Genomic DNA, 26,344 nt, shown 5'->3' on the forward strand with positions numbered 1-26,344 from the left:
ATCTGATGCGCTATTCCATTGGTGAATATCTAAAAAAGACTACGGAAGCTGCCCCTTTGGCAGTTTTTCGTTTGTTTTTTGGAATTTTAATGTTTGCCAGTATAGTCAGATTTTGGTTCAATGGCTGGATTGAGAAATTGTATATAACTCCTAAATTTTTCTTTTCATATTACGGTTTTGAATGGGTAAAACCATTGGGTGATTTTACCTATTTACTTTTTATACTTTGCGGTGTTGCAGCTGTAATGGTTGCAGCAGGATATAAATATCGCGTTGCCATTATTTCGTTTTTCCTCAGTTTTACGTATATCGAATTGATGGACAAAACAACTTATCTCAATCATTACTACTTCATTAGTATCCTTAGTTTTCTAATGATTTTTCTTCCTGCTAATGTCTATTACTCTGTAGATGCACTAAAAAATCCTGGAAAAAGATTTCAAAGAGTTCCTCGCTGGTGTATCGATGCCATTAAACTACTCCTCGGGATTGTTTATTTCTATGCAGGTTTAGCCAAGTTAAACTCGGACTGGCTCTTCAGTGCAATGCCATTAAAGATTTGGTTGCCTTCTAAGTATGATCTGCCTGTTCTGGGTGATCTTATGCAGCAAGAATGGCTTCATTATGCTTTCAGTTGGAGCGGAATGCTTTATGATCTTTTTATTCCCTTTCTTCTACTGTGGAAACGCACCCGGCTCTTCGCCTTTCTCCTGGTAATTATTTTTCATCTTCTCACACGTGTTTTATTTCCTATTGGGATGTTTCCTTATATAATGATCGTGAGCGCACTTGTATTTTTTAGTCCAAAAGTTCATCACAGGATTCTGGAATACATTTCTAAATGGTTTAGAATAACAAAAAGAACATTTGATAATTCCAGAACCTTCAAATTTTCAGGGGTTACTAAAAAGGTAAGTGTTGGGATTGTTTCAGTTTTCTTTTTCATTCAGTTGTTACTTCCCTGGAGATATCTTCTTTACCCCGGGGAGTTATTCTGGACTGAAGAAGGTTTTCGTTTTTCCTGGAGAGTAATGCTTATGGAAAAAGCCGGTTATGCACAGTTTAAAGTAGTTAACGGTGAGACAGGAAAGAGATTTTACGTGGATAATTCAGATTTCCTCACACCTTTTCAGGAGAAACAAATGTCCTTTCAGCCAGATTTTATTTTGGAGTATGCTCATTTTCTTGCCGATCATTTTAGGAAAGACGGTCACGAGAATATAGAAGTATATGTTGAAAGTTATGCGGCATTAAACGGAAGAAAAAGCACGACGTATATAGATCCCGATATAAATCTTCTGGAATATGAAGATTCATTCAAACGCAAAACATTTATTTTACCATTCAACGATGAAATTAAAGGTCTTTAGCATATTATTTTTTTCAATTCTCTCTGCTCAGGCTCAGCATACCTTTAGCGGAAAAGTGATTTCTGCTGAAACAGGAGAACCTATTCCTAATGCAGAGGTTTGGAACAAAACAGAGTCTGAAGTTGCAGTGGCAGATGTAAACGGAGAATTTGAAATGGAGGACCTCAAATCAGGTACTTACGATTTTGCAGTTTTTAGTTATGAATATGGCATTGTAGAAAGAGAGATTACTATTAACGGAGACCTTAAAATCGATTTTAAACTTTCTCCGCTCGCAGAAAGTTTAAGTGAAGTGATGATCACAAACAGAAGAGAACAGCTGTTTGCTTTAAGAAAATTGAGGAAAGTTGAAGGTACGGCGATCTATGCCGGTAAAAAAAGTGAAGTAGTCTTAATGGATAAGGTCGTGGGAAACATGGCGGCCAATAATGCACGGCAGATCTATAGCCAGGTGGTTGGATTGAATATCTACGATAATGGTGATGCCGGCTTACAACTGAATATTGGAGGCCGTGGTCTGGATCCTAACAGAACACAAAACTTTAATACGCGGCAAAATGGCTATGATATATCAGCAGATGTTTTGGGATACCCTGAGAGCTATTATACTCCGCCACCGGAAGCACTAAGAGAAATTCAGGTGATTCGTGGTGCAGCTTCATTACAATATGGAACTCAGTTTGGAGGACTCATAAATTTTAAGTTTAAAGAACCGGTTCCCGATAAAAAGATTGAGCTTATCTCGAGACAATCTGTGGGATCTTACAATCTGTATACAAGCTTCAATAGTATAAGTGGTACAATAGGGAAATTCAATTATTATACTTATTACAATTATAAAACAGGGGAGGGTTTCAGGCCAAATTCAGGATATGATTCTCATAATGCGTATGCGCATATGGGCTGGAAATTTAGTGATCGCACCCAAATAAGTTTTGAATATACTTACCTGGATTATTTAGCACAACAGCCGGGAGGTTTAACTGATGCTCAGTTTTATGAAAATCCCGATTTCAGTAATAGGGAACGTAACTGGTTTGATGTCAACTGGAATTTATATGCACTAAAGTTTAAACACCAGTTTTCAGAAAAAACAGATTTCAGCTTAAACGTTTTTGGTCTTGATGCTTCAAGAAAGGCTGTTGGATTTCGGGAAAACCGGGTTTCTCAGGCTGATGATCACGCTTCCCCAAGAGAATTGCTTGTAGACGACTTCTCCAACTGGGGAGCAGAGGCCAGGATACTAACTAAATATGATCTTTTTGATGAAGAGTCAGTAATATTACTGGGAAGTAAATATTACGATGCCGATAATTTTCAAAAACAAGGTTCAGGAACTACATCTGCCAAACCCGATTTTCGTTTTACGGAAGATGAATATCCAAATTACCCAAGGCAGTCGGCATATAATTTTCCGAACAGGAACCTGGCGTTCTTTGGGGAAAATATTTTCAACCTGACCAATAATTTCAGCATTACTCCTGGCTTTAGGGTAGAGTACATCAATACAAAAGCAAACGGCTATTACAAAAGGATTATTCTCGATCTCGCCGGTAATCCCTTAATTAATGAAACCGTAGAAGAGACTAAAGATCTGGAAAGAAGTTTTGCCTTATTTGGGGTTGGCGCGAGTTACAACCTTGATGCTTCGAACGAGTTTTATGCAAATTTATCACAGAATTACAGGTCGGTGACCTTTAGTGATATCAGGATTGTTAATCCGAGTTTTGCGGTAGATCCAAATATTTCTGAAGAAAGAGGGTTTACTTCAGATATTGGGATGCGGGGAAGATTTAACAAATATCTTTCCTATGATGCCAGCATCTTCGGGTTATGGTACAATGATAGGATTGGCGAAGTTTTGGAAGTTAAGGATGGTTTTATTGTGCGCAAAAGAGCTAATATAGGAGATGCTTTTATATATGGTCTGGAAACTTTTGGTGATTGGGATCTGAAAAACACCTTTTTTGAACAGAATAAAAATTTACGTTTGAACCTTTTTATAAATGCTGCGTTTACCAATTCTGAATATACCTCTTCTCCTGAAACGAATGTAGAAGGAAACCAGGTTGAGTTTATACCATACCTCAATTTGAAATCAGGTCTTAATTTCGGTTATAATAATTTCCTTGCAGGCCTTCAGTACACTTATTTATCCAAACAATATACAGATGCGACCAATGCACCACAGGATGTGAATGATAATCAGCGGGGAATTGAAGGAAGTATTCCGGCATATGGCATTCTGGATTTTTCAGCTTCATATAGTCTTGGAAGGTTTAAACTTGAAGCGGGAATAAACAACCTGCTTGATAATTCCTATTTTACAAGGCGCGCCACCGGTTATCCCGGTCCCGGAATCATTCCTGCGCAACCCATAACCTGGTATACCACCTTACAGTTCAGGCTCTAATTTTATAAGGAAATTTAAAATACAGTAATTATTTTCTTTATTGGAATTCTGGTGAGTTAAAATTAATAAAGTCTGTTTTCTCACTTATTCCTCTTATATTTGCACGCAATTAAATCCTTAATTGCTATGACCGCACACGAATCTAAAATCCTTGGAGAAGGTCTTACTTACGACGACGTACTCCTGGTTCCCGCATTTTCTGAAGTTTTACCACGCGAAGTTAGTATCCGTACAAAATTCACCAGAAATATTTCTATTAATGTACCTATTGTATCCGCTGCTATGGATACTGTTACAGAATCCCGTATGGCTATAGCTATGGCCAGAGAAGGAGGTATTGGAGTGCTTCACAAGAATATGACTATTGAGCAACAGGCACTGAAAGTTCGGAAAGTAAAAAGGGCAGAGAGTGGTATGATCATAGATCCTGTTACTTTACCAATTTCGGCAAAAGTAAAAGATGCCAAAGCTCATATGAAAGAATTTAGCATTGGCGGGATTCCTATTGTAGATGGCGAAGGCAAATTGCTGGGGATTGTTACCAATCGTGATTTACGTTTTGAAAAAAATAATGACCGTCCAATTTCGGAAGTGATGACTTCTGAAAATTTGGTAACAGTTGCTGAAGGAACTTCACTGGACCAGGCAGAAGATATTCTTCAGGAGAATAAAATTGAAAAACTACCGGTAGTAAATGAGGACAAAAAGCTCGTAGGTCTAATAACATTTCGGGATATTACGAAGCTTACGCAAAAGCCAATGGCTAATAAGGATAACTACGGAAGACTTCGTGTAGCAGCGGCAGTTGGAGTTACCCTGGATGCTGTGGACAGAGTGGAAGCTCTTGTTGCAGCCGGTGTGGATGCCGTAATTATTGATACCGCCCATGGCCATACCAAAGGAGTGGTGGAAGTACTGAAAGCAGTTAAGAAAAAATTTAAAGATCTTGAAGTGGTGGTTGGAAATATTGCCACAGGCGAGGCGGCGAAATTTTTAGTAGATGCAGGAGCAGATGCTGTAAAGGTAGGAATTGGTCCGGGCTCTATTTGTACTACAAGAATTGTAGCCGGGGTCGGATTTCCTCAATTTTCGGCAGTACTGGAAGTTGCAGCAGCTATTAAAGGTAGCGGCGTTCCCGTAATTGCAGATGGTGGTATCAGGTACACAGGAGATATTCCAAAAGCAATTGCTGCCGGCGCAGATACGGTAATGCTTGGATCTCTGCTTGCAGGGACCAAAGAATCTCCCGGGGAAACTATTATTTACGAAGGAAGAAAATTTAAATCTTACCGCGGAATGGGATCTGTTGAAGCTATGCAGAAGGGTTCCAAAGATCGTTATTTTCAGGATGTGGAAGATGATATTAAAAAGCTTGTTCCTGAAGGTATTGTTGGTAGGGTTCCTTATAAAGGCGAGCTTGAAGAAAGCATACATCAGTTCGTTGGAGGTTTAAAAGCCGGAATGGGTTATTGCGGCGCCAAGGATATTGAAACCCTGAAGGAAAGTGGCAGATTCATTAAAATTACGTCTTCAGGAATACATGAGAGTCATCCTCACGATGTAACAATTACCAAAGAATCTCCAAACTACAGCAGATAGAAATAAATTTCATAGAACAACAAAAAAGCCTCAGTTTTTAGCTGAGGCTTTTTTTTGGCAATTATCGGTATTTTATTGTTCTTCTATATTTTCTGTCGGGATTCCAAGTTCTTCCATTACCAACATAGTGATATCATATTGTTCGGCGGCAAAAGCAAGACTATTTCCACCGGCATTGATTATGTGCGTGTAACCTTCTGCCTGGATAACCTTTTGCATGGCAGCATCAATTTGTTGGTAAAGAGGCTCAGTAAGTTCATTTCTTTTCATCTGTAGCATAACAGAAGCTTTCTGTCTAAAGCCTTTTATTTCATTTTCAAGTCCGATAATCTGAGTTTCCTTCTCTTTTCTTTCTTCTTCAGTTAATGCAGAATTATTTTCCTGGTAATCAGCAATTAATGTTTCGTAACTGCTTATACTTTCCTGTAGATTTCCCTGTAATTCAGTATTATAACCTTCCAGTCCGGTGTTAACTTCTGTGATTTCCGGCATTTTGGAAAGAATAAATTCCGGATCAATTGTACCTGTCTTTGTTTGTGCATTTGCTATTACACTAACGAAGAGAAGTGTAATAATTAAACCAAATTTTTTCATTTTATTATAAGTTTTTTGCAAATATAAGAGGCACAAACAATTAAACATATAGAAAAACTAAAATAGTTTTTATGGACCCTTCCGAAGAAAAAATATTAATTGTTCCAATGTTTCAAATTTTCTGAATTAAGAGAGTGCCCAAAAATGCCAGTTTTCGGCATTACATAAAGAGTATTACTGATTCCTGAGTTGTTTACATTTATTTGGGAAAACTATATTTATGACGATCCCAGAACGTTGGTTTATAATGAAAATTACACTCCTGAATTTTCAATAGGAGCTTAGCTTGCAGAACCTAATCTTATTCTTATTTTTGCTCCATACTTATGGGTAGAAATTTATGGCATGTATTTGGTAGTTAAATTGTAAGCCTAAAAAGCATTAATTTGAATAAAGTTTTAAGTAAGCTTCTCTTTATATTGGTTTTACTTCCACTAACAGGTTGTGACTACTTTAGTGCGGCAGAGGAAAGGAAGATTATTGTTAGGGTAAATGATTCCTATCTCTATGAAGAAGATATTGAAGCCCTTGTAGACGAGAATACATCTCCTGAAGATAGCAGCTTAATTGTTTCAAATTATATAACCCGCTGGGCCACCCAACAACTGCTTATAGATCGTGCGCTGCTTAACCTTCCCGATAAACAGCAGGAAGAATTCAACAACCTGGTAGAAAATTACAGAAACGAGATTTATACCAATGCTTATACAGAGGCTGTAGTATCCAAACAACTGGACACTGCTTTTGAAGAGGATGAAATTGAAGAGTATTACGAACAGAATAAAGAGAATTTTAAGCTTAATGAGGATTTGGTAAAACTCAGGTATATCAACCTGGATAAAAATTATACCAACCTGGATAAAATTAAAAGTTGGATTACCCGTTTTAATGATGAGGATAAAACAGAGTTGGAAAAGCTTGCTCTTCAGTTTAAAAATTACTCGATGAATGATTCTATTTGGGTAAGGACGAAAGCGGTTTATGATAAAATAGGACCTCTTTCTGCAGATGATCGTTCCCGGTTATTAAAAAAATCAAATTATCTGCAGCTTGAAGATTCCCTAAGCGTATATTTGATCTATGTAAATGATGTGCTTAGTCGTAACGAGCAGGCTCCTCTGGAATACGCTTCAGCAACTATAGAACAAATACTGCTGAATAAGCGGAAACAGGATTTAGTAAAAGAATTGGAAAAAGATATTACAAAAGATGCAATTAAAAACAATGAATTTGAAATATATAACTAGAATTACTACAGGTCTAATCCTTATGCTTTTTGTAGTAGAAATGCAGGCTCAGGAGGTTGTTGTTACAGATAGCACAGCCATCCAGCCTAAAGAAGAGGTGGCAGAGAGCATCACCAAGAGCAGCAATGAGCGAAGAAGAGTAGAGGGAATTGCTGCTGTTATTGGAGATTATATCATTCTTGATAGTGATATTGATCTTATGTACAAGCAAATGCAAAGCCAGAACATGTCTACTGCAGATGTAACCGAATGTAAGCTGGCAGGTTCTTTAATGGAGAATAAGCTTTATGCACATCATGCTGTTCAGGATAGTATTATAGTATTAGATGCAGATATAAGAAGTTATATTGATCAACAAATTGCTGAAATGAGCAGGCAGCTTGGATCTGTTGAAAAAGTTGTTGAATATTATAATAAAGAATCTGAAGCTGAACTGCGGAAGGAGCTTTTCGAGATCAATAAGGAAAGGCAGCTTTCTTCCAGGATGCAGCAAAAAATAGTGGAGAGCGTAGAAGTTACTCCGGAAGAGGTGAGAGCCTATTTTGAAGAGATGAAGAAGGATGAACTTCCGATTTTTGGAGATGAGGTAGAAATTGCCCAGATTGTTGTGCGTCCTGAAATTCCTGAAAGTGAAAAACAGAAGGTGATAGACCGCTTAAATGAATTTAAGGCAGATGTAGAGGATAATGATGCTAGTTTTAGAACTAAAGCAATACTTTATTCTGATGATACAAATACCGGCGGCACCATTCTTTCTTTAGGACGAAAAGATAATTTTGTAAAAGAATTTAAAGATGTTGCGTTTAGTCTTCAGGAAGGAGAAGTGAGCGAACCCTTTGAGACAGAATTTGGTTATCATATCATCGAAATTGACAAAATAAGAGGGCAGCAGGTAGACCTTAGGCATATTCTTTTAATCCCGGGAGTTACTAATGCAACTGTAGATGAGGCAAAGGCAGAAATCGACAGTATTAGAAAACGTGTTGGCGAAGAGAAACTGGAATTTGCTGAGGCTGCTAAAGAATTTTCTGATGAGAAGGAGACCCGGAATGACGGAGGGAAGTTAAGAAATCCGAAAACAGGAGATACAAAATTTGAGCAGACAGATTTGGATCCAAAGATTTATAATCAGATTGTAAACCTCAAAGAAGGTGAAATGTCTTTAAGAATAACTGATAGTGATGATACAGGAAAGCCTTTCTTTAAGCTTATTAAGGTTGTAAAACGTATTCCTGAACATAAAGCAAATTATGCCACAGATTACCTTAAAATTAAAGATTTGGCATTGCAGGCAAAACAACTGGAAGCTATAGAAGAATGGCAAACAGAAAAAATTGCAGATACCTATATTAAAGTTAATAGCAAATTCAGGGACTGCACCTATGCCGGTAACTGGTTAAAGAAATAATTTACACTTAATGTCTGACGTTGCACTTGTAGAAAAGCTGGTTGAAAAAAACCGGCAGTTAAAAAAGGAGATTGCCAAGGTAATCGTAGGTCAGGATAAAGTTATACATCAAATTTTGCTCTCTATATTTTCCGGGGGGCATTCTTTGTTAATAGGTGTTCCCGGACTGGCAAAAACACTTATGGTAAACACTGTTGCACAGGCGTTAGGATTGAATTTTAAGAGAATACAATTCACGCCAGATTTAATGCCGAGTGATATTCTGGGATCAGAAATTCTGGATGAAAACCGTCAGTTTAAATTTATTAAAGGACCCATATTTGCCAATATTGTTTTGGCAGATGAGATTAACCGTACTCCGCCAAAAACCCAGGCCGCCTTACTTGAGGCAATGCAGGAACGCGCGGTAACTGTTGCTGGCCACCATTATAAACTTGATCTTCCTTATTTTGTTCTGGCTACGCAGAACCCGATTGAGCAGGAGGGAACCTATCCTTTACCCGAAGCACAACTCGATCGGTTTATGTTCGCTATTAATCTGGAGTATCCTACATACCAGGAAGAGGTAGATGTGGTAAAAAGTACAACTACAGATAACAAGCCGCAGGTACAGGCGCTTTTTAGTGCAAATGAAATATCAGATATTCAGCACGTCATCAGGAGGATTCCGGTAGCAGATAATGTTATAGAATATGCTGTAGGTCTGGTGGGAAAAACACGTCCCCTTGGAGAAACAGCACCTGAACTTGTTAAAAGCTATGTAGATTGGGGTGCAGGACCAAGAGCTTCTCAGAATCTTATTTTGGCAGCAAAGGCAAATGCAGCCGTCAGCGGGAAATTCTCTCCGGATATTGAAGATGTGCAGGCAGTTGCCACTGGAATTCTTCGGCACAGGATAATAAAAAATTACAAAGCAGAGGCAGAAGGTATTTCCGAAGAGAAGATAATTAAGGAACTGCTCTAAAAATTATTACGGTAGCACATTTTGCCTTAACGATACAATTTAAACCTTTTCCAGCACTAATTTCCTCGTTAACTTTTTTTAAATAGATAAAATTAATTTGGAATATCCTGAGTATTTCCACTCAAACTAATAAATTCATAATTTATAGATGATATTTTTATATTCAGGAAATTATTATCTGTAAACAACAACAAGTGGTATATTATTTCTATTAATTTCTGAATATTGCTTATAACTTTCAAAATCCGGCTGAAATTCGTAAATTTGCAGGACTTTTTAGAACAAAAAACTTTTTAGAACATGGCATACGATATTGATATGATCAAAAAGGTGTATAGCCAAATGGCAGATCGTGTAAATAAAGCACGTGAAGTTGTTGGAAAACCTTTGACACTTTCAGAAAAAATTCTTTATTCTCACCTGTGGGACGGCGAAACTTCTAAGGCTTACGAAAGGGGTAAAGATTATGTTGAGTTTGCTCCGGATAGGATTGCCTGCCAGGATGCGACTGCTCAAATGGCTCTGCTGCAATTTATGCAAGCTGGTAAAAAACAGGTGGCAGTGCCAACTACGGTACATTGTGATCACCTTATCCAGGCTAAAATGGGTGCTGCAATTGACCTTCAGAGTGCAAATAAATCAAGCAGCGAAGTTTTCGATTTTCTGGAATCAGTATCAAATAAGTACGGAATTGGATTCTGGAAGCCGGGTGCAGGTATTATTCACCAGGTTGTTCTGGAAAACTATGCATTTCCCGGTGGAATGATGATTGGTACCGATTCTCATACTGTAAATGCAGGTGGATTGGGAATGGTTGCCATTGGTGTTGGTGGTGCAGATGCTGTAGATGTTATGGCCGGAATGGCCTGGGAACTTAAATTCCCTAAATTAATTGGAGTAAAATTAACCGGAAAACTTTCTGGTTGGACTGCTCCCAAAGATGTGATTTTAAAAGTTGCCGGAATCCTTACTGTAAAAGGGGGAACCGGTGCGATTATAGAATATTTTGGCGAAGGCGCGACAGCTATGTCCTGTACCGGTAAAGGTACAATTTGTAACATGGGAGCTGAAGTTGGTGCAACCACTTCAACTTTTGGTTATGACGACTCAATGGCACGCTACCTTAAAGCCACAAACCGTACAGATGTTGCCGAGGCTGCAAATGCAGTTCGGGAGCATTTAACAGGAGATGATGAGGTTTATGCTAATCCTGAACAATATTTTGACGAGGTAATTGAAATCAATCTTTCAGAATTAAGGCCTCACCTTAACGGACCTTTTACTCCAGATCTTGCTACTCCAATTTCAGAAATGGCAGTAAAAGCAAAACAGGAAGACTGGCCTATTAATGTGGATTGGGGACTTATCGGTTCCTGCACCAATTCATCTTATGAAGATTTAACGCGTGCTGCTTCGATTGCGAAACAGGCGGTTGACAAGAAAATTAAAGCTAAATCAGATTTTGGTATTAATCCGGGATCAGAACAGATAAGGTTCACTGCGGAAAGAGACGGGTTACTTCAGATATTTGAAGACCTTGATGCCACTGTATTTACAAATGCATGTGGACCATGTATCGGGCAGTGGGATAGGAGTGACCGTAAAGGTGACGAGAAGAACACCATTGTTCACTCCTTTAACCGAAATTTCTCGAAGCGGGCAGATGGTAACCCGAATACACATGCCTTTGTAGGTTCTCCAGAAATGGTTGCTGCGATTGCAATTTCAGGACGATTGGATTTTGATCCAACCCGTGATAAATTGATCAATGAAGACGGAGAAGAAGTGATGTTGGACGAACCTAAGGGGATTGAATTACCCACAAAAGGTTTTGCTGTAGAAGATGCAGGATATATTGCGCCAAAAGAAGATGGAAGTTCTGTAGAAGTAAAAGTAGCCGAAGACAGTGAACGTCTTCAATTACTGACTCCTTTTGAGCCCTGGGATGGTGAAAATCTTACAGGTGTAAAACTTCTTATCAAAGCTCTAGGGAAATGTACGACAGACCATATTTCTATGGCGGGACCATGGTTGCGCTACAGAGGTCACCTGGACAATATTTCCAATAATTGTCTTATTGGGGCTATTAATGCCTACAATAAGAAAACGAATTTTGTAAAGAACCAGCTTACCGGAGAATTTGACGGTGTTCCTGCAGTACAAAGGGAATATAAAAAAGCAGGTGTTCCTACAATAGTTGTTGGAGATCACAACTACGGGGAAGGTTCTTCCAGAGAGCATGCGGCAATGGAGCCACGTCACCTGGGAGTAAAGGTTGTATTGGTGAAGTCTTTTGCACGTATTCATGAAACGAATCTTAAGAAACAGGGAATGCTCGGAATTACTTTCGATAATGAAGCAGATTACGATCTTATTCAGGAGGATGATACTTTCAACTTTATTGATCTTAAAGATTTTGCTCCCGACAAGCAGCTGACTATAGAAGTAGTACATGCTGATGGCAGTAAAGATACTATTAAGGCAAACCATACCTATAATGAGCCGCAAATTGCGTGGTATAGAAAAGGTTCAGCCTTAAATCTTATAAAAGAACAAAACGCAGCTTAATTTTTGTTTGTTCTCAATTACAAAACTCCCGAAAGTAAATCTTTCGGGAGTTTTTTTATAAAAAAAAGCCCGGCGTTTGCCGGGCTTTCTAATCGGTTATTTTACTCCCCAGTTAAAATAACCAATCTGTTACATTTGTGCTATTAGAAAATTCTCTATTCTTCCTTTTTGCCTGAGTAGCAAATCTGTAAAATCTTTGCAACGTGTGCTCCTATATAGGCAATCGTAGTAAAGACCTATATTAGATAATTCACAATCTTCACAATTTTTCCAGGTATTCTTTCGCAAGGCTCCCGTTAATAAATACTCCATTTTAATGAAAGGAGAAAGGGCAAATACAAAGTGTCCATTGCTTTCCTTTAAATTCTCCAGATAATCCTTCAACTCAAGTTCTATACTTTCTCTTATTTTTATGCGCTCTTGTATTAAACTCTCTATTTCCTCATATTCTTCATTTGTACCATCCCCAAGTATAGCGTAATACATATTGAGTAAATTTAAATTAGAATTGATTAACTTTAAAGCATTATGACATAGAGCGATATAATTCATTTATTGAGTATTATCAGGTTGTAACGGAGCGTAAAATTATGGCAAGGGACTACTTATTTCAAACGACTATTTTCTTTTAACACGTGTTTAACTGAGTCCTGAAGATTAAACCTTTAGATTATCATTATTAATTATAAAGATTTACAGTCTTTAATTAATACACGATCTTTGTTAAAATGAATTTCCCTATAAAAATGAGGGCGAGAACCAGACCATATGAAAGGAAGACAGGAGATAGGTAAAAGAATAAAAGAACTGAGGAGAGAACATAAGTTTTCGCAGAAGTATGTTGCTGAAAGGCTCTTTATTTCTCAGGCAGCCTATTCGCTTATCGAGAATTCACAAAACGGGATCGTAGCAGAGCATATCATTAATCTTAGTAAGTTGTACGATGTAACTACAGATTTTCTATTAAAAGGAGACAAATTTACAATCAAAATGTCAATATCAAATGGATTCGTGCCATATATAACCGTTTCGGCACATGCAGGTTTTATAGAAAATTATGACAGCGAAGCACCTTTGGACAATTATGGCTGGTACCGTATTCCCGGCTTTAATCCCACACAAAATCAAAAACTTTTTGAGGTGGAAGGAAACAGTATGGCCCCAACAATACTTTCCGGAGATGTGGTAATTTGCCAGACGCAAAAAAAACTGGAGAACATACTAGATGGCTCGCTGGTATTAATTATTACTAAAGATTCCATCCTGGTAAAGCGTATTCGCTTAAATGAAGATCCGGCTTCCCTAACTTTGGAAAACGATAACGTTGAAGATGAAAGTGAGAGGGAACAAATGGAGATAAAGAAGCAGGATGTTCGTGAACTAATGATGATTAGAGGTAAAATAAGTAGTGTCCTTGTGCCACACCATGAAATAGCTTCCAAGGGAAAAATTAAAGCTTTGGAAGATGCATTAGAGATGCTTAAAAAAGAAGTCTACAAACTTAATAAGAAAATAGCTACAATTTCACACTAACAGTTTTCCTTCTTTAAGAGCGTCATTCGACATTGTCGCAAACGCTCACCGCACATAAATTCTACTACAATTTCCTTGAAGATTAGCGGCTGTTTTGTTTCTTTACAAACACAACTAAATTTACGTCCTTTCTAAACCAATAATTCCTGTTTAGCGGGCGGTTTTTAATTATAAAGTAATGAAACTATTCAAGAACCAGTGGCTCAATATTATTTTAATTGTGATTCTTTTGGCTCTCCTTATTCCGCAAATCAGAAAACCACTGCAGATTTTCGCAAATAAAGCTTTCGCCTTTAGCCCATCAGTGACAGACGAAGAAGACAGGGAGCAAATTGCCAGTTACGACTGGGTGTTGGAAAAGAATAATGAAGAACGTGTAGACTTTTCAGAATATAAAGATGAAGTAGTAATTGTGAATTACTGGGCGACCTGGTGTCCTCCCTGTATAGCAGAAATGCCCAGTTTCCAGGAGCTTTATGAAGATTATGGAGATAAAGTGGCCTTCTTTTTCATCTCTGGTGAAGACCATGAAACCACAACCAATTTTCTGAAGCGGAACCGCTATAGTTTTCCTACGTACAGGATGCTTACAACAGACCCTAAACCTCTGGACGGATTTACACTTCCCACAACTTATTTGATAGATCGTGAAGGCAACATTATCATCAAAAAAGTGGGCGCGGCAGACTGGAATAGCAATAGTATGAGAAACACGCTGGATGAGCTTCTTAAATCCTGATATTTTTATATTTTTCTGAAGAAGGATTCTATAAATTCGGTACCGAAAAGGGAAAACATAATTTTCATTTCTTCTGAAAGTGAAGTTTCTTCGTCAAGATATTTAAAGATATCTTCCATGGAATTTTTGGAATAGAGCTTACTGAAAATGACATCTCCTTTTTCATTATGTCTTGCCAGAACATCTAAAAAAATAGCATCATAACGGCGGAATTTCTTTTTAATAAGATTTTTCCCCGGAATTAATCCTCTTTTAATATTATCTATGATCTTGTCTACTTTTCTCTCTGTGCTTTTAAAAGAATAGCCTGTACTGGGCTTTACCCAACCTCCTCCTGTGCCAATTTTGGTAATTTTTTTAGTGTTTATTTTTTCAAAAGGGAAATCAGTCATAGGTATTACCCCTGCTTCAACTGATGATACCTTGTAATCTTCAATTTTCAGTATTTCTGAAAGATATTTTTTCAGCATTTCGTCATAAACATCATCTTCCGCCAGGAATGGGGTAAAAAAAGTGAACTCTATAAGTGCTTTTGTGCTGGTTTCTGGTAAAACGTAGGTAAAACTGGTGGAGTTCTTGTGTTTAAGCCGGTAATCCATCATCGTAAAAGTGGAGGGGTCAAAATGGCTATTTTTGGTCTCAATATACCAACCCCTGAACTGCTGGAAGATCTTCGTGTATTTATTGTCATCAAGATATGAAGAGGGTAATCTGCTGTCAAAAAAATGGGTTGCGGAATAATTTTCTTTTTCGCCAATCGCCTGCATGGTAACAGGATCTATTCTGGAAATCTTGTCTCTTAGAAAGACAATGTCAGGAGAAGAATTTAGCTCTTTCTTTATAAAATTGTAAAAATCGAGAGATTTTATTCTTTTGTATTTATATGGGGTAAGATCAAGCGTCAGGTCTTTTTCGGCAGAAAGAAAGATTGTAGAATTCCAGGTTTTGCTAACGATTTCATCCCATTTACCCTGTCCTTTTTCCCAGAAACACCAGGTTTTATCATTGGTATTTTTTTCTGAAGGATCGATAATTGCAATTTTCTTACCCTTGAAGAATATTTCTTTACTGAGTTGATGAGCGAGCTGCAGTCCGGCAAGTCCGCTTCCCACGATCACATAAAAATAGGTTATCCCCATAAAGAAATGTCAAATATTTATTTTTTGAAATACCTGAATGGAACAAAAAGCATTCCGAAGCATTCCCCGTGGTTTTTGCCCAGGTGTTTATGATGCATCTTATGAGCCCGTCTTACGCCCTTTGCATACCAGTGATTTGCATTTCTAAAAATTTTAAAGCGCTGATGGATGAAGATATCATGCACCGTAAAATAAGTGATCCCGTAAGCGAGAATGCCGAGACCCAGCGGTAGACCTGCCCAAAATCCATTGTATTGCCACAGTAAAAAAAATGTAATACTTACCGCCGCATAGAAAACAAAGAATAAATCGTTCCGTTCCCACCAGCTGCTGTGGTCTTTATGATGGTGATCTTTATGAAGTTTCCACAAAATCCCATGCATAATGTACTTGTGGGTAAACCACGCCATACCTTCCATGGCAACAAAAGTACCGAGGAAAATTAAGATCCAAAGCAAAGTATCCATAATTATTTAAATAAGGTTAAATCTATAAGAAATATATGATTTTGCCAAGAGTCCCGCCTTTTGATAATCCGGAACACGAATTCTTTGGTTTCTAATTTCCAGCGACGGTACTTTTTTAAGTTTGTGTAATAACTTTCTATAGTAAACATACGCTGTATAAACTCCAAATTTTGCTTCTACAGGGAGTTTTGCAATGCCGTGTAAGCCTCTGCTAAAATCCTCTTCTATATCTTCTATAATTTTAGATTTACTCAATTCATCCAGCTGCGAGAGATTAACATCCGGAAAATAACTTCTCTGAAGATCCTCATAATCTGCTTTTAAATCCCGCAGAAAATTCACTTTCTGAAATGCCGATCCAAGGCTCATTGCCGACTCCTTAAGGGCATCATACTGTTTTTGATCACCTTTTACAAAGACCTTTAGGCACATTAAACCCACAACATCTGCGCTACCGTAAATGTACTCTTTGTATTCTTCTACGGTAAGATACTCAGATTTTACTAAATCCTGACGCATGCTCTTCATAAAAGAACGATATAACGGTTCTTCTATATCATATTTGTGAACAGTTTCCTGGAAAGAATTTAATATTGGGTTTAAGCTGATTTTTGCTTCAATTGCTTTATAAAGATCCTTCTCAAAATCATCAAAAAGTTCTTTTTTGTTGTAATCATGAAAGGTGTCTACAATCTCATCTGCGAACCGAACAAATCCATAAATATTGTAAACATCCTGGCGAATACCGGGAGCCAGCATCTTTGTAGCTGTAGAAAAAGATGTGCTGTAGGAATTTGTGACGGTTTTACTACAGGCGTGGGATACGACATCAAAAATGGATTTCATAGCATTAAAATTTTGAGTTCTGAATAAGCTCTGCTGCTAATTTTCCGGAGATTAATGAAGGCGGAACACCAGGACCCGGAACGGTTAACTGTCCTGTAAAAAACAGGTGATGAACTTTTTTGCTTTTTAATTTTGGCCTCAGGAAAGCAGTTTGAAAAAGAGTATTCGCGAGTCCGTAAGCATTTCCTTTGTATGAATTGTACTCACTTTTAAAATCATTGATACAAAAGGACTCCTTAAAAATAATATTATTTTTCACTTCTTGCTTCGTCAATTTTTCAAATCGTTTTATAATTTTCTGAAAAAATTCTTCTCGTAATTCCGGAGTATCTTCTATACCCGGTGCTAAAGGAATTAAAAATATTCCACACTCTTTGCCTTCCGGAGCGCAACCAGCGTCAGTGACTGAAGGAAAACTGGCATAGAAAAGGGGATTTTCCGGCCACCGCGGATTATCGTAAATGGCATCTGCATGTTTTTTAAAATCGGTATCAAAAAATAAGGTGTGATGAGAAACATTTTGTAGCTTTTTATCAAAACCAATATAAAAGAGTAGGGAAGAGGGAGCGAAAGTTTTCTTCTCCCAGTATTTTTCAGGATACTGCCTTTTATGTTCAGGGAGTAAAGACTCGGTGTGGTGATAATCTGCACCGCTCAGGATAATATCAGACTTAATATGCTCCCCATTAATCATGATACTTGTTGCGGTGTCCCCATTGAGATTTATTTTGTTTACAGGTGAATTTGTATGTATTTGGACTCCCAGTGATTCTGCAAGTTCCTTAATGCCTTTAATGACCTCGTACATTCCTCCTTTTGGATGCCAGGTGCCCAAAGCAAAATCGGCATAATTCATAAAACTGTAAAAAGCAGGTGTGTTGCTTGCCTTAGCGCCAAGAAAGAGAACAGGGAACTCCAGTATTTGAACAAGTTTTACATTCTCAAATTCCTTTTGAACTTCGCGGGAGATGGTACTAAAAAATTGTCCGAGTTTTTTTGCAGTTTCTATGGAAATCAGCTCCAGCGGAGAAACACCGGGACGATACACCATGTCTTTAATGGCAATGTTATAATTTTCTTCAGCCTGACCTATAAATTTTTTAAGCTTTTTAGAACTTCCCGGTTCTTCAGCTTCAAAGGCATGGTAAATTTTTTCTAAAGTATCACCAATTGTAATTTTCTCACCATCTTCAAAATACACCTGATATGCAGGATTTAATTTTTCAAGATGATAGTAGTCTTCAGGAGTTTTATTAAAGTCGGCAAAGAATCTTTCAAATACATCTGGCATCCAGTACCAAGTGGGGCCAATGTCAAAAGTAAAACCTTCCCTTTTTAACTGTCTCGCCCTTCCGCCAACTTCAGAATTTTTTTCATAAATATGAACATCATTCCCTTCTTTTGCCAGATAACAGGACGCCGCAAGAGATGCAAAACCCGAGCCTATTATTGAAACCTTTCTTTTCATGTACGGAATTAAAGGGTTTTGATAAAATCCTGGATTGAAGGAAAGAATTTTATGTTTGCCGAAAAATTCTTTTTTTGTTCTTCAAACTGTTTTACGCGATTTCCAAAAAGGAAAAGCTCCCTTGGTTTTTCTGAACAAATCTCTTCCTGAAACTCTCTTACGAATTCAACAATATCCTGTGGTGCAATAGTAAAGTAACTCATAAATGTAATATTATCACTTTTATCGAGGAGATACTTTATGTCTGAAATAGGGAGATTTGAACCCAAAAAAATACTCGACTTCTTATTTAAAAGTAACTGATAATTAAGATATAGCAGGCCTACATCGTGGATTTCGTTCTCTGGTAGAAAGAGAACAAAAAGCCTGTCTGAAGTTGGTTTCCTCTCTTGCTTTAGAGCAGCAATGTTTAGGTATATCTTTTCTCTTATAAGTTCTACAATATAGTGCTCGTGTATGGGTTTAATAGTATCGGTTTGCCAAAGAGTACCTATCTCACCTAAAAGAGGAATAAAGATTTGCTGAAATATTTCCTGAAATGTTTTCTCTTCCTGAAGGCTTTCATATGTCCTGTTGAAGAGTTCCTCATCAAAATCTATCATCGCCATTTTAAACGCGTTGATAGCCCGGTTTTCCACACTGGAGGAGGCTGAAATCCTCTTTACCATTTTTCCTATTTCTTCTTCAGAGAGTTTGGAAATCCTGGAAATTTTATATCCATGTTCGTTAAGAAAAGCAATGTTCAATATTTTCTGAAGATTGGAGCTGTCATAGGTTCTAATGTTTGTTGAAGTGCGATCTGGATTGAGAATGTTATACCGTTTTTCCCAAATCCTGATGGTGTGAGCTTTAATTCCGCTAAGATGCTCCAGGTCCTTAATGCTGAAATTTTGTTTTACGAGTTCCATATTTTGTTTAACAAGAGAAGTAAAACTACATAATTTGTCGCTTCTGAAAACCTTCAGAAAGTTAAATGTTTAATAAAAATAAATATTGGTTAAACAGTTTTGTCTTTAATTGAAGTAGGGAGGTAGAGAAACTCCTTACCTGGTGGTGTAAAACTTCTGAAGATCAATAATGGCAATTTTCAGCATATCTCTTTGGAAACCGTGAAATGAGTTTATCTACGGAAGCGAAAACTTATCAGTGAACTCGTGGCTTTTCTTCAGAAATGCTAGTATAGGTCGATAATTGGTGTTTCCAGCATATCTCTTTAGAATTTGCGACAATGAGTTTTATCTACGGAAGCAAAAACTTTTCAGTGAACTCGTGGCTTTTCTTCAGAAATGCCAGTATAGGTCGATAATTGGTATTTTCAGCAAATCTCTTTAGAATTCGCGACAATGGGTTTTATCTACGGAAGCAAAAACTTATCAGTGAATTCGTGACTTTTGTTCAGAAATGCTAGAATAGATCGATGATTGGTTTTTTCAGCATACCTCTTTAGAATTTGCGACAATGAGTTTTTCTACGGAAGCAAAAACTTATCAGTGAATTCGTGGCTTTTCTTTAGGAAGTCTATTGTAGAAAGCAGAAGTAATTCTGTAAAGTACCCGGAGCGGGACTTGAACCCGCACGCCCAAAGGACACATGGCCCTCAACCATGCCTGTCTACCAATTCCAGCACCCGGGTGTAATTGAAATTCTCAATTAAAGGCTGTTAAAGTAGCTTAGTAAATTAACTAAACTAAATTGATTTGGCTGGGGTTTCCTTCGTTTCACTTCACTCAGGATAAACTTCTCGCCCAACAAAATCAGAACTTAAAAAATGTGATCTGGCTGGGGCTCGAACCCAGGACCCTCTCCTTAAAAGGGAGATGCTCTACCAACTGAGCTACCAGATCTAAACAATATTTTAATAACCTAAATGATCTGTTTGCGACTCTCTTCGGTTCAGCTTCATTGTGTTTCGCTTCACTCCAATAAAATTCTCGCCCAACAAAATCAGAACTTAAAAAAGTGATCTGGCTGGGGCTCGAACCCAGGACCCTCTCCTTAAAAGGGAGATGCTCTACCAACTGAGCTACCAGATCAAAATGTGCATTCGGCTTTTCCAGAATGCGGGTGCAAATATAATATCAATAATTTACTTTTCAAGATTAAAATGACATAAATTTGCAAATGTTTTCAATTAACCTAGAAATTAGCGAAGTAGCGTATGAAGATTTTTTTAAATGGCTATATGGGAGCAGGAAAATCCCTCATAGGACATAAACTTTCGGCAGTTTTAAATTATAATTACGTCGACCTGGATGATCAGATAGAACTTATAGAACAAACCGATATCCAGAGTATTTTTAAAAAAAGAGGAGAGCTTTATTTTAGAAACCTGGAAAATAAAGTGTTGCGGGATATCCTGGAGAAAAAAGAAGATATGGTCGTGTCTTTAGGAGGTGGAACGCCCTGCTACGGCAATAATCTTGATTGGATCCAGCGAACTGCCGGAACCAAGACGGTATATCTAAAGGCAACGGTAAATACCCTTAGAGATCGTTTATTTCTGGAGAAGGTACACCGGCCTGTGATTAGTCACCTTCAGACAAAACCGGAATTGGAAGAGTTCCTGAGAAAACATTTGTTTGAAAGGGCTTACTATTATAACCAGTCAGATATAATTGTGAATGTCGATAATCGGAATCCGGAACAAATTGCCCGGGATATCGTAGAAAAATTATAGAAGTTCTACCCGGTCATTCCCTTTTTCGAATTTTAATTTCACAGTTTCATTTAAGGAGGTGGAGAGGGAAATACCTTTAAAATCTGCCTTTACAGGATACTTCTTGTGGTTCCGGTCCACAAGTACAGCTGTTTTAAACTGCTTTAGAGGTACATTAAGGAAATGCCGGACACCATAGATGAGCGTTGTTCCGGAATTTAGTACATCGTCCACCAGGATTACCGATTGATCTCTGTATTCTTCAGGTGTAAGGGAAGTAGTAATTTCAGCCAGGGGATTCTTTTTGTCAATTTTCACTTCGCAAAGCCGCGGTCTAACAGATGAGATAATTTCCAATTCGGCTTTTAAACGTTTTGCAAGTTCGAATCCGTTTTTGGCAATTCCCGCCAGAATAATATCATTTTCGTCAATATTGTTCTCCAGGATTTGATAGGCAATTCTTTTAATTTTGTGTTTTATTTCTGCTTTGTTTAAAATAAGAACCTTGTCTTTCATTACTTCTGTTTTTTTCTAAATATAAAGAATAACTCGTTCCCCCGTCTTGGCGGAATAGAATTATAGCTCTTTTCCAGTACTTCTACTTCGAAATGAGGATTAAAATACGTTAGATACTCCTTTTTGCTTCCACCAAACGGCGGACCGTTTTCTGTTAATTTAAAGTTGAAGAAGAGACCTGAAATTTGACCATTTTCGGCTAAGAGATGAGCAGCCTTTTCAGCATAATCTTTTCTTTGGACTACGGGCAGTGCGCAAAAAAAAGTTTGTTCGAGGATTAAATCGAAGCTACCTTGAAGTCTGAAGAAGTCTACATGTAGTAACTGATTTTCAGGGAAATCCGGTAATCTTCTTTTGAAATTTTGCAGAGGTGCTTCTGCAATATCTGCCACCCAAACATTTTTAAAACCTTTTTTGTATAAATATTCGGCTTCATAGGAATTTCCAGCTCCGGGAATTAAAATTTTTAGTTCCCTGTCTTGAAGCTGATTTATATATTCTTTAATAGGAGTTGAAATTTCACCTATATCCCAACCGGTATCATTTGATGAATACCTTTCACTCCAGTAGCTTTGATTAAGTTTCCTTTTCATTTTTTTTATCTTCAGGAGCAGTTTCGAACCAGTCGTCTATATCCCGGCGATCTTTCTTAGTTGGTCTGCCGGCTCCTTTTTTACGATAGTAGTCCTGGGAGTATTTCAGCAGATCTTTTTTCTCAAATTCCTCTTTTGGGGTAATATCGTGAAGATATAAATTTACAAGTTTTGCACCTACCCGGCTGGGAGGAAGATCGAGAACTTCTACTTCATAATTTACCTGGTTTTTCCTCACCTGGATTTTATCTGCGGGAAAAACTTCTTTAGAAGGCTTAACATTGGCGCCATTCATCTTCACCTTTCCCTGCTTACATGCATTGGTAGCAATGCTTCTCGTTTTAAAATACCGGACGCACCATAAATATTTATCAACTCTCATAAATCGGCTTTAAATGTCATCTTATTCTTTAAGCAAAAATACAAGAATATTGTATCTTGCGCCCTAAAATTATAGACGATGCGGTTAAAGAAGTTATTTCTTATTTGTGCAACAATGAGTATTGGATTTATCTCCTGTAACAAAGATGACGATGATGAGACGCCTACATTTGAAGAAAGAGATAGGGGAGAGCAGGCAATAGAAGATGATGAAAGATTGGTGGAGTTCCTTTCTACTCATTTTTATAATTATGAAGAGTTTCAGAATCCTTCTGAAGGTTTCGATTACAGTATTGAATTCGACACTATCTCGGGAGAGAATTCTGAAAAAACATCCCTCCTTGAATCTGAAGATTTAATGGTAAAATCTGTGACCCGTGATGATGTTGAGTACGATTTATATATTCTGAAAGTACGGGAAGGAGAGGGCGATCGTCCAACTATGGCAGATTCTACTCTTGTTGCTTATACCGGACAGTTGATGAATCAAACTGTCTTTAACGAGAATATGGTGTCGCCGGTGTGGTTTGATTTACCGGGATATATTATTTTGGATGCTAATGGGAGGCCTGGACGTGCGGGAGGAGTTCTCCCCGGCTTTTCTGAAAGTCTTGTGGAGTTTAAATCTTCTACAGGGTATGATGTGAATCCAGATAATACAATCTCGTGGAAGAATGACTACGGAATAGGGGCTGTTTTTGTGCCTTCAGGTCTTGCTTATTTCTCTTCTCCTCCTTCTGGTTCTGGGATACCGGGTTATGCTCCGCTTATCTTTAAAATAAACCTCTATCGGACTGTAGAAGCAGATCACGATAAAGATGGAATCCCTTCCTGGATGGAAGACCTGGATAACGATGGAAATGTATTTAATGATAATACTGACGGTGATAATTTTCCTGATCATTCTGACGCAGATGATGACGGAGATGGTACTCCTACCCGTGATGAAATAGTAATTCGTGAAGATGGTACTTTAGAACTTACAGACACGAACAATGACGGAACTCCAGATTACCTTGACCCGGATTTTTTTAAGTAAATTCTCTGCAAGAAAATAAACAAAAAAAAGAGCCCGAAATAGGGCTCTTTTTTGTTCGGATGTTGAGGGATTAGCTAATCTTAGAAGGCATAGGAAGCACTCAGGATCCATTGTGAAGCGCGGGAATCGATGGTGAAATTATTTTCTGTAGCCATTTCTCCAAAAGTATTGTTTTCCTGAAAAGCTCCTTCGTAGCGCACGTCAATTCCAAGGCGACCCAGCTCCAATCCGGCTCCTAATTGATAACCAACACTAATTTCATTCTCAACATCGCCAATCTGAAGACTGGTATTTTCAAGTTCATTGCTCAATACGTATTGAAAAGAAGGACCAGCCTTGATATTTAGCGGTCCCAGAACATTTACTCCCGCCAGAACCGGAAGATCTATTTTATCTAATTTATAATCGAAGTCACTATACTCAGTATTTAAACTTGTGTATAAAAGTTCCGGCTGAATAAATATGCCTACGATTTCAAATTTGCTAAAAATCCCTACGTGAAACCCTCTCTGGTTCTCTCCGTCTTCAGTGAAGTTTGAGGATAAATCACCTGCCGCCTCCTGATGCCCGTTGTATTCTCCGGTAGCTCCGTAATTTAAGCCTCCTTTAATCCCAAAAGACGCTTCCTGTGCCATGATTATGGATCCACAAAAAAGTAACACGAGTAACATTAATTTTTTCATAATTGCATTGTTTAGTTTGTATGAGGATAACGATAAAATTTCCGGTTTTATTTTCAAAGCAAAAAGCCTTTCAAAAAAATTGAAAGGCTTTTCTTAATATTTATATTTAAAAGGATTTATTTCCTTTTAATAACCTTCTCTGCAGCTTTAATTATGGCTTCAGCATTCAGGCCGTATTTGTCCATTAACTGTTCTGGTGTACCACTTTCTCCAAAAGTGTCTTGTGTGGCTACAAATTCCTGGGGAGCCGGGTGATTTTCAGATAATGTTCTTGCGACACTTTCACCTAATCCACCAAGGAAGTTGTGCTCTTCAGCAGTAACTACACATCCTGTTTTCTTTACAGACTTCAGTATAGCTTCAGCATCAAGAGGCTTAATAGTATGGATATTTATAACTTCAGCACTAATACCTTTTTCTGCAAGTTTTTCTGCAGCCTGTACAGCTTCCCATACCAAATGTCCTGTAGCGATAATGGTAACATCGTTACCTTCATAAAGATGAACGGCTTTTCCTATCTCAAATTTTTGATCTTCAGGTGTGAAATTTGCCACTTTTGGCCGTCCGAATCTTAGGTAAACAGGTCCTTTATGTTCTGCTACTGCAATTGTAGCTGCTTTGGTCTGATTGTAATCGCAGGTGCAAATTACAGTCATACCAGGCAACATCTTCATAAGACCAATATCCTCAAGGATCTGGTGTGTTGCACCATCTTCTCCAAGTGTAACTCCGGAATGTGAAGCACAAATTTTCACATTTTTATCTGAATAAGCCACACTCTGGCGAATCTGGTCGTAAACTCTACCCGTAGCAAAGTTTGCAAAAGTTCCGGCAAAAGGTATTTTACCTCCTATAGTAAGTCCTGCAGACATCCCAATCATATTGGCTTCGGCAATACCTACCTGGAAGAAGCGCTCCGGATTTTCATCTATAAAATCCTGCATTTTCAAAGATCCTACCAAGTCGGCACATAAGGCAACTACATTAGGATTGCTGCGTCCAAGTTCTGTAAGTCCGTCTCCAAAACCTGAGCGTGTATCTTTTTTTCCTGTATCTGTATATTTCTTCATAATAAGCCTCCCCCATCCCCTCCGAAGGAGGGGAGCTGAGGTTAATTTAATTAATTAATAAAAAATCTTTCTTCATTCCTATGATATTCCATACCTCCCCTTTGGGGAGGCCAGGAGGGGCTTTTAATAATCTCCCAGGGTTGCAGGGTTTTGAGAAAGTGCCTTTTCCAGCTGCTCATCATTAGGAGCTTTTCCGTGCCATGCGTGAGTGTGCATCATAAAATCGACACCATGCCCCATTACAGTGGTCATAAGGATACAAACCGGCTTTCCTTTTCCTGTCCGTTGTTTAGCTTCTTTTAAGCCATCAATAACCTGTTTAAGATCATTTCCATTTTCTATTTCCAAAACATCCCATCCAAAAGCTTCAAACTTGGCTTTAAGATTTCCCATTGGTAACACTGTTTCGGTACTACCGTCTATCTGTTGTCCATTTAAATCTACGGTAGAGATAATATTGTCCACTTTATTTCCTGCAGCGTACATAATGGCTTCCCAGTTTTGACCTTCCTGTAATTCGCCATCTCCATGGAGGGTGTAAATTAGGTGCTTATCTCCGTTTAATTTTTTAGCCTGTGCAGCACCAAGAGCTACAGACATTCCCTGTCCCAGTGAGCCTGAGGCAATACGTATCCCCGGTAACCCCTCGTGTGTAGTTGGATGTCCCTGCAGTCTTGAATCGATAAGTCTGAAGGTATCAAGTTCTTTAACCGGAAAATACCCGCTCCTGGCAAGTACACTGTAGAATACAGGAGAGATATGACCGTTGGAAAGAAAGAATAAATCTTCATCTTTTCCATCCATATCAAAATCTGTATTGTGCTCCATTATTTCCTGATAAAGTGCTGTAAAGAATTCAGTACAGCCTAAAGAGCCCCCGGGATGTCCCGAATTCACCTTATGAACCTGCCTTAAAATATCCCTGCGCACTTGTGTAGCAAAATCTTCTAATTTCTTAAAGTCTGACATTATGGTTGTTGTTGTTGTTATGATATTGAAACAAAAATAGGTTATTATATCCCTTTTTCAAAGTTTAATTGAAGGAGTTATA

24 protein-coding genes and 3 tRNA genes are annotated in these 26,344 nt (G+C 38.0%); 11 read left to right on the plus strand and 16 right to left on the minus strand.

The window, feature by feature from the left end; genetic code table 11:
* The first annotated feature begins 5 nt into the window (after positions 1–5).
* The 3 genes from RM545_RS06730 to guaB all read left to right on the plus strand — a co-directional run bounded on the left by RM545_RS06730 (position 6) and on the right by guaB (position 5,382).
* Positions 6–1,370 (plus strand): HTTM domain-containing protein, encoded by a 1,365-nt coding sequence (locus RM545_RS06730; protein ID WP_311494553.1) that lies wholly within the window; start codon positions 6–8, stop codon positions 1,368–1,370.
* The gene (locus tag RM545_RS06735; RefSeq protein WP_432264576.1) at positions 1,306–3,783 is read left to right on the plus strand and encodes a TonB-dependent receptor domain-containing protein; all 2,478 of its coding nucleotides are present in this window, start codon (positions 1,306–1,308) and stop codon (positions 3,781–3,783) included. Before RM545_RS06730 ends, RM545_RS06735 begins: the two co-directional genes overlap by 65 nt.
* A gap of 126 nt (positions 3,784–3,909) precedes the next feature.
* Complete coding sequence (gene guaB, locus RM545_RS06740; RefSeq protein ID WP_311494554.1) at positions 3,910–5,382, plus strand: IMP dehydrogenase; 1,473 nt, start codon at positions 3,910–3,912, stop codon at positions 5,380–5,382.
* Positions 5,383–5,454: 72 nt separating this feature from the next.
* Here the strand turns inward: guaB and RM545_RS06745 are convergent, their stop codons facing one another.
* Complete coding sequence (locus tag RM545_RS06745; RefSeq protein WP_311494555.1) at positions 5,455–5,976, minus strand: OmpH/Skp family outer membrane protein; 522 nt, start codon at positions 5,974–5,976, stop codon at positions 5,455–5,457.
* Positions 5,977–6,362: 386 nt separating this feature from the next.
* Between RM545_RS06745 and RM545_RS06750 the strand changes: the two genes are divergently transcribed.
* The 4 genes from RM545_RS06750 to RM545_RS06765 all read left to right on the plus strand — a co-directional run bounded on the left by RM545_RS06750 (position 6,363) and on the right by RM545_RS06765 (position 12,163).
* Positions 6,363–7,223, plus strand: coding sequence for a peptidyl-prolyl cis-trans isomerase (locus RM545_RS06750; RefSeq protein ID WP_311494556.1), 861 nt, complete (start codon positions 6,363–6,365; stop codon positions 7,221–7,223).
* Complete coding sequence (locus RM545_RS06755) at positions 7,201–8,631, plus strand: peptidylprolyl isomerase (protein WP_311494557.1); 1,431 nt, start codon at positions 7,201–7,203, stop codon at positions 8,629–8,631. The genes RM545_RS06750 and RM545_RS06755 overlap by 23 nt, the downstream gene beginning before the upstream one ends.
* Positions 8,632–8,641: 10 nt before the next feature.
* On the plus strand, positions 8,642–9,595 hold the full coding sequence (locus RM545_RS06760) for an AAA family ATPase (protein ID WP_311494558.1): 954 nt from the start codon (positions 8,642–8,644) through the stop codon (positions 9,593–9,595).
* A 300-nt stretch (positions 9,596–9,895) separates the two neighbouring features.
* Complete coding sequence (locus RM545_RS06765; RefSeq protein WP_311494559.1) at positions 9,896–12,163, plus strand: aconitate hydratase; 2,268 nt, start codon at positions 9,896–9,898, stop codon at positions 12,161–12,163.
* A 129-nt stretch (positions 12,164–12,292) separates the two neighbouring features.
* Here RM545_RS06765 and RM545_RS06770 read toward each other — a convergent pair whose 3' ends face one another.
* Entirely contained in the window at positions 12,293–12,649 is a 357-nt protein-coding gene (locus RM545_RS06770; RefSeq protein WP_311494560.1) for a hypothetical protein, read from the minus strand.
* 282 nt (positions 12,650–12,931) lie between these two features.
* Between RM545_RS06770 and RM545_RS06775 the strand changes: the two genes are divergently transcribed.
* Both RM545_RS06775 and RM545_RS06780 read left to right on the plus strand, forming a co-directional pair.
* Positions 12,932–13,696: an XRE family transcriptional regulator gene (locus RM545_RS06775; RefSeq protein ID WP_311494561.1), complete on the plus strand. Its 765-nt coding sequence runs from the start codon at positions 12,932–12,934 to the stop codon at positions 13,694–13,696.
* 178 nt (positions 13,697–13,874) lie between these two features.
* Positions 13,875–14,435, plus strand: coding sequence for a TlpA family protein disulfide reductase (locus tag RM545_RS06780; protein ID WP_311494562.1), 561 nt, complete (start codon positions 13,875–13,877; stop codon positions 14,433–14,435).
* Positions 14,436–14,440: 5 nt separating this feature from the next.
* On the opposite strand, the gene RM545_RS06785 is transcribed toward RM545_RS06780, so the two are convergent.
* From RM545_RS06785 to RM545_RS06820, 8 genes are all read right to left on the minus strand, one after another.
* Positions 14,441–15,574 carry a lycopene cyclase family protein gene (locus tag RM545_RS06785; protein WP_311494563.1) on the minus strand — a complete coding sequence of 378 codons (1,134 nt, stop codon included), beginning with the start codon at positions 15,572–15,574 and terminating at the stop codon, positions 14,441–14,443.
* Between the two features lie 17 nt (positions 15,575–15,591).
* Complete coding sequence (locus tag RM545_RS06790; protein WP_311494564.1) at positions 15,592–16,041, minus strand: sterol desaturase family protein; 450 nt, start codon at positions 16,039–16,041, stop codon at positions 15,592–15,594.
* 6 nt (positions 16,042–16,047) lie between these two features.
* Positions 16,048–16,887 carry a phytoene/squalene synthase family protein gene (locus RM545_RS06795; protein WP_311494565.1) on the minus strand — a complete coding sequence of 280 codons (840 nt, stop codon included), beginning with the start codon at positions 16,885–16,887 and terminating at the stop codon, positions 16,048–16,050.
* Between the two features lie 4 nt (positions 16,888–16,891).
* Positions 16,892–18,355, minus strand: coding sequence for a phytoene desaturase family protein (locus RM545_RS06800; RefSeq protein WP_311494566.1), 1,464 nt, complete (start codon positions 18,353–18,355; stop codon positions 16,892–16,894).
* 8 nt (positions 18,356–18,363) lie between these two features.
* Entirely contained in the window at positions 18,364–19,263 is a 900-nt protein-coding gene (locus tag RM545_RS06805; RefSeq protein WP_311494567.1) for a MerR family transcriptional regulator, read from the minus strand.
* A gap of 642 nt (positions 19,264–19,905) precedes the next feature.
* A tRNA-Leu gene (locus RM545_RS06810) sits at positions 19,906–19,988 on the minus strand.
* 138 nt (positions 19,989–20,126) lie between these two features.
* Positions 20,127–20,199 (minus strand) — tRNA-Lys (locus tag RM545_RS06815).
* Positions 20,200–20,315: 116 nt separating this feature from the next.
* A tRNA-Lys gene (locus RM545_RS06820) sits at positions 20,316–20,388 on the minus strand.
* 125 nt (positions 20,389–20,513) lie between these two features.
* On the opposite strand from RM545_RS06820, the gene RM545_RS06825 reads away from it, so the two are divergent.
* A complete protein-coding gene (locus RM545_RS06825; protein ID WP_311494568.1) occupies positions 20,514–21,032 on the plus strand; it encodes a shikimate kinase in 519 nt (172 codons plus the stop codon).
* Here the strand turns inward: RM545_RS06825 and RM545_RS06830 are convergent.
* The 3 genes from RM545_RS06830 to RM545_RS06840 are packed head-to-tail and all read right to left on the minus strand — an operon-like array spanning position 21,027 to position 22,502.
* Positions 21,027–21,527, minus strand: coding sequence for a phosphoribosyltransferase family protein (locus RM545_RS06830; protein ID WP_311494569.1), 501 nt, complete (start codon positions 21,525–21,527; stop codon positions 21,027–21,029). The two genes, RM545_RS06825 and RM545_RS06830, sit on opposite strands and share 6 nt — an antisense overlap.
* Positions 21,527–22,120, minus strand: a complete 594-nt coding sequence (locus RM545_RS06835; protein WP_311494570.1) for a methyltransferase domain-containing protein — start codon at positions 22,118–22,120, stop codon at positions 21,527–21,529. The genes RM545_RS06830 and RM545_RS06835 overlap by 1 nt, the downstream gene beginning before the upstream one ends.
* Entirely contained in the window at positions 22,104–22,502 is a 399-nt protein-coding gene (locus RM545_RS06840) for an RNA-binding S4 domain-containing protein (protein ID WP_311494571.1), read from the minus strand. Before RM545_RS06840 ends, RM545_RS06835 begins: the two co-directional genes overlap by 17 nt.
* Before the next feature lie 78 nt (positions 22,503–22,580).
* On the opposite strand from RM545_RS06840, the gene RM545_RS06845 reads away from it, so the two are divergent.
* Positions 22,581–23,540, plus strand: coding sequence for an FKBP-type peptidyl-prolyl cis-trans isomerase (locus RM545_RS06845; protein ID WP_311494572.1), 960 nt, complete (start codon positions 22,581–22,583; stop codon positions 23,538–23,540).
* A gap of 80 nt (positions 23,541–23,620) precedes the next feature.
* Here RM545_RS06845 and RM545_RS06850 read toward each other — a convergent pair whose 3' ends face one another.
* From RM545_RS06850 to RM545_RS06860, 3 genes are all read right to left on the minus strand, one after another.
* The gene (locus RM545_RS06850) at positions 23,621–24,223 is read right to left on the minus strand and encodes an outer membrane beta-barrel protein (protein ID WP_311494573.1); all 603 of its coding nucleotides are present in this window, start codon (positions 24,221–24,223) and stop codon (positions 23,621–23,623) included.
* Between the two features lie 116 nt (positions 24,224–24,339).
* Positions 24,340–25,293 carry a transketolase family protein gene (locus tag RM545_RS06855; RefSeq protein WP_311494574.1) on the minus strand — a complete coding sequence of 318 codons (954 nt, stop codon included), beginning with the start codon at positions 25,291–25,293 and terminating at the stop codon, positions 24,340–24,342.
* A gap of 123 nt (positions 25,294–25,416) precedes the next feature.
* Positions 25,417–26,262 carry a transketolase gene (locus RM545_RS06860; protein WP_311494575.1) on the minus strand — a complete coding sequence of 282 codons (846 nt, stop codon included), beginning with the start codon at positions 26,260–26,262 and terminating at the stop codon, positions 25,417–25,419.
* Positions 26,263–26,344: the final 82 nt, after the last annotated feature.

The organism is Autumnicola lenta (assembly GCF_031846515.1).
GTDB classification, from domain to species: domain Bacteria; phylum Bacteroidota; class Bacteroidia; order Flavobacteriales; family Flavobacteriaceae; genus Autumnicola; species Autumnicola lenta.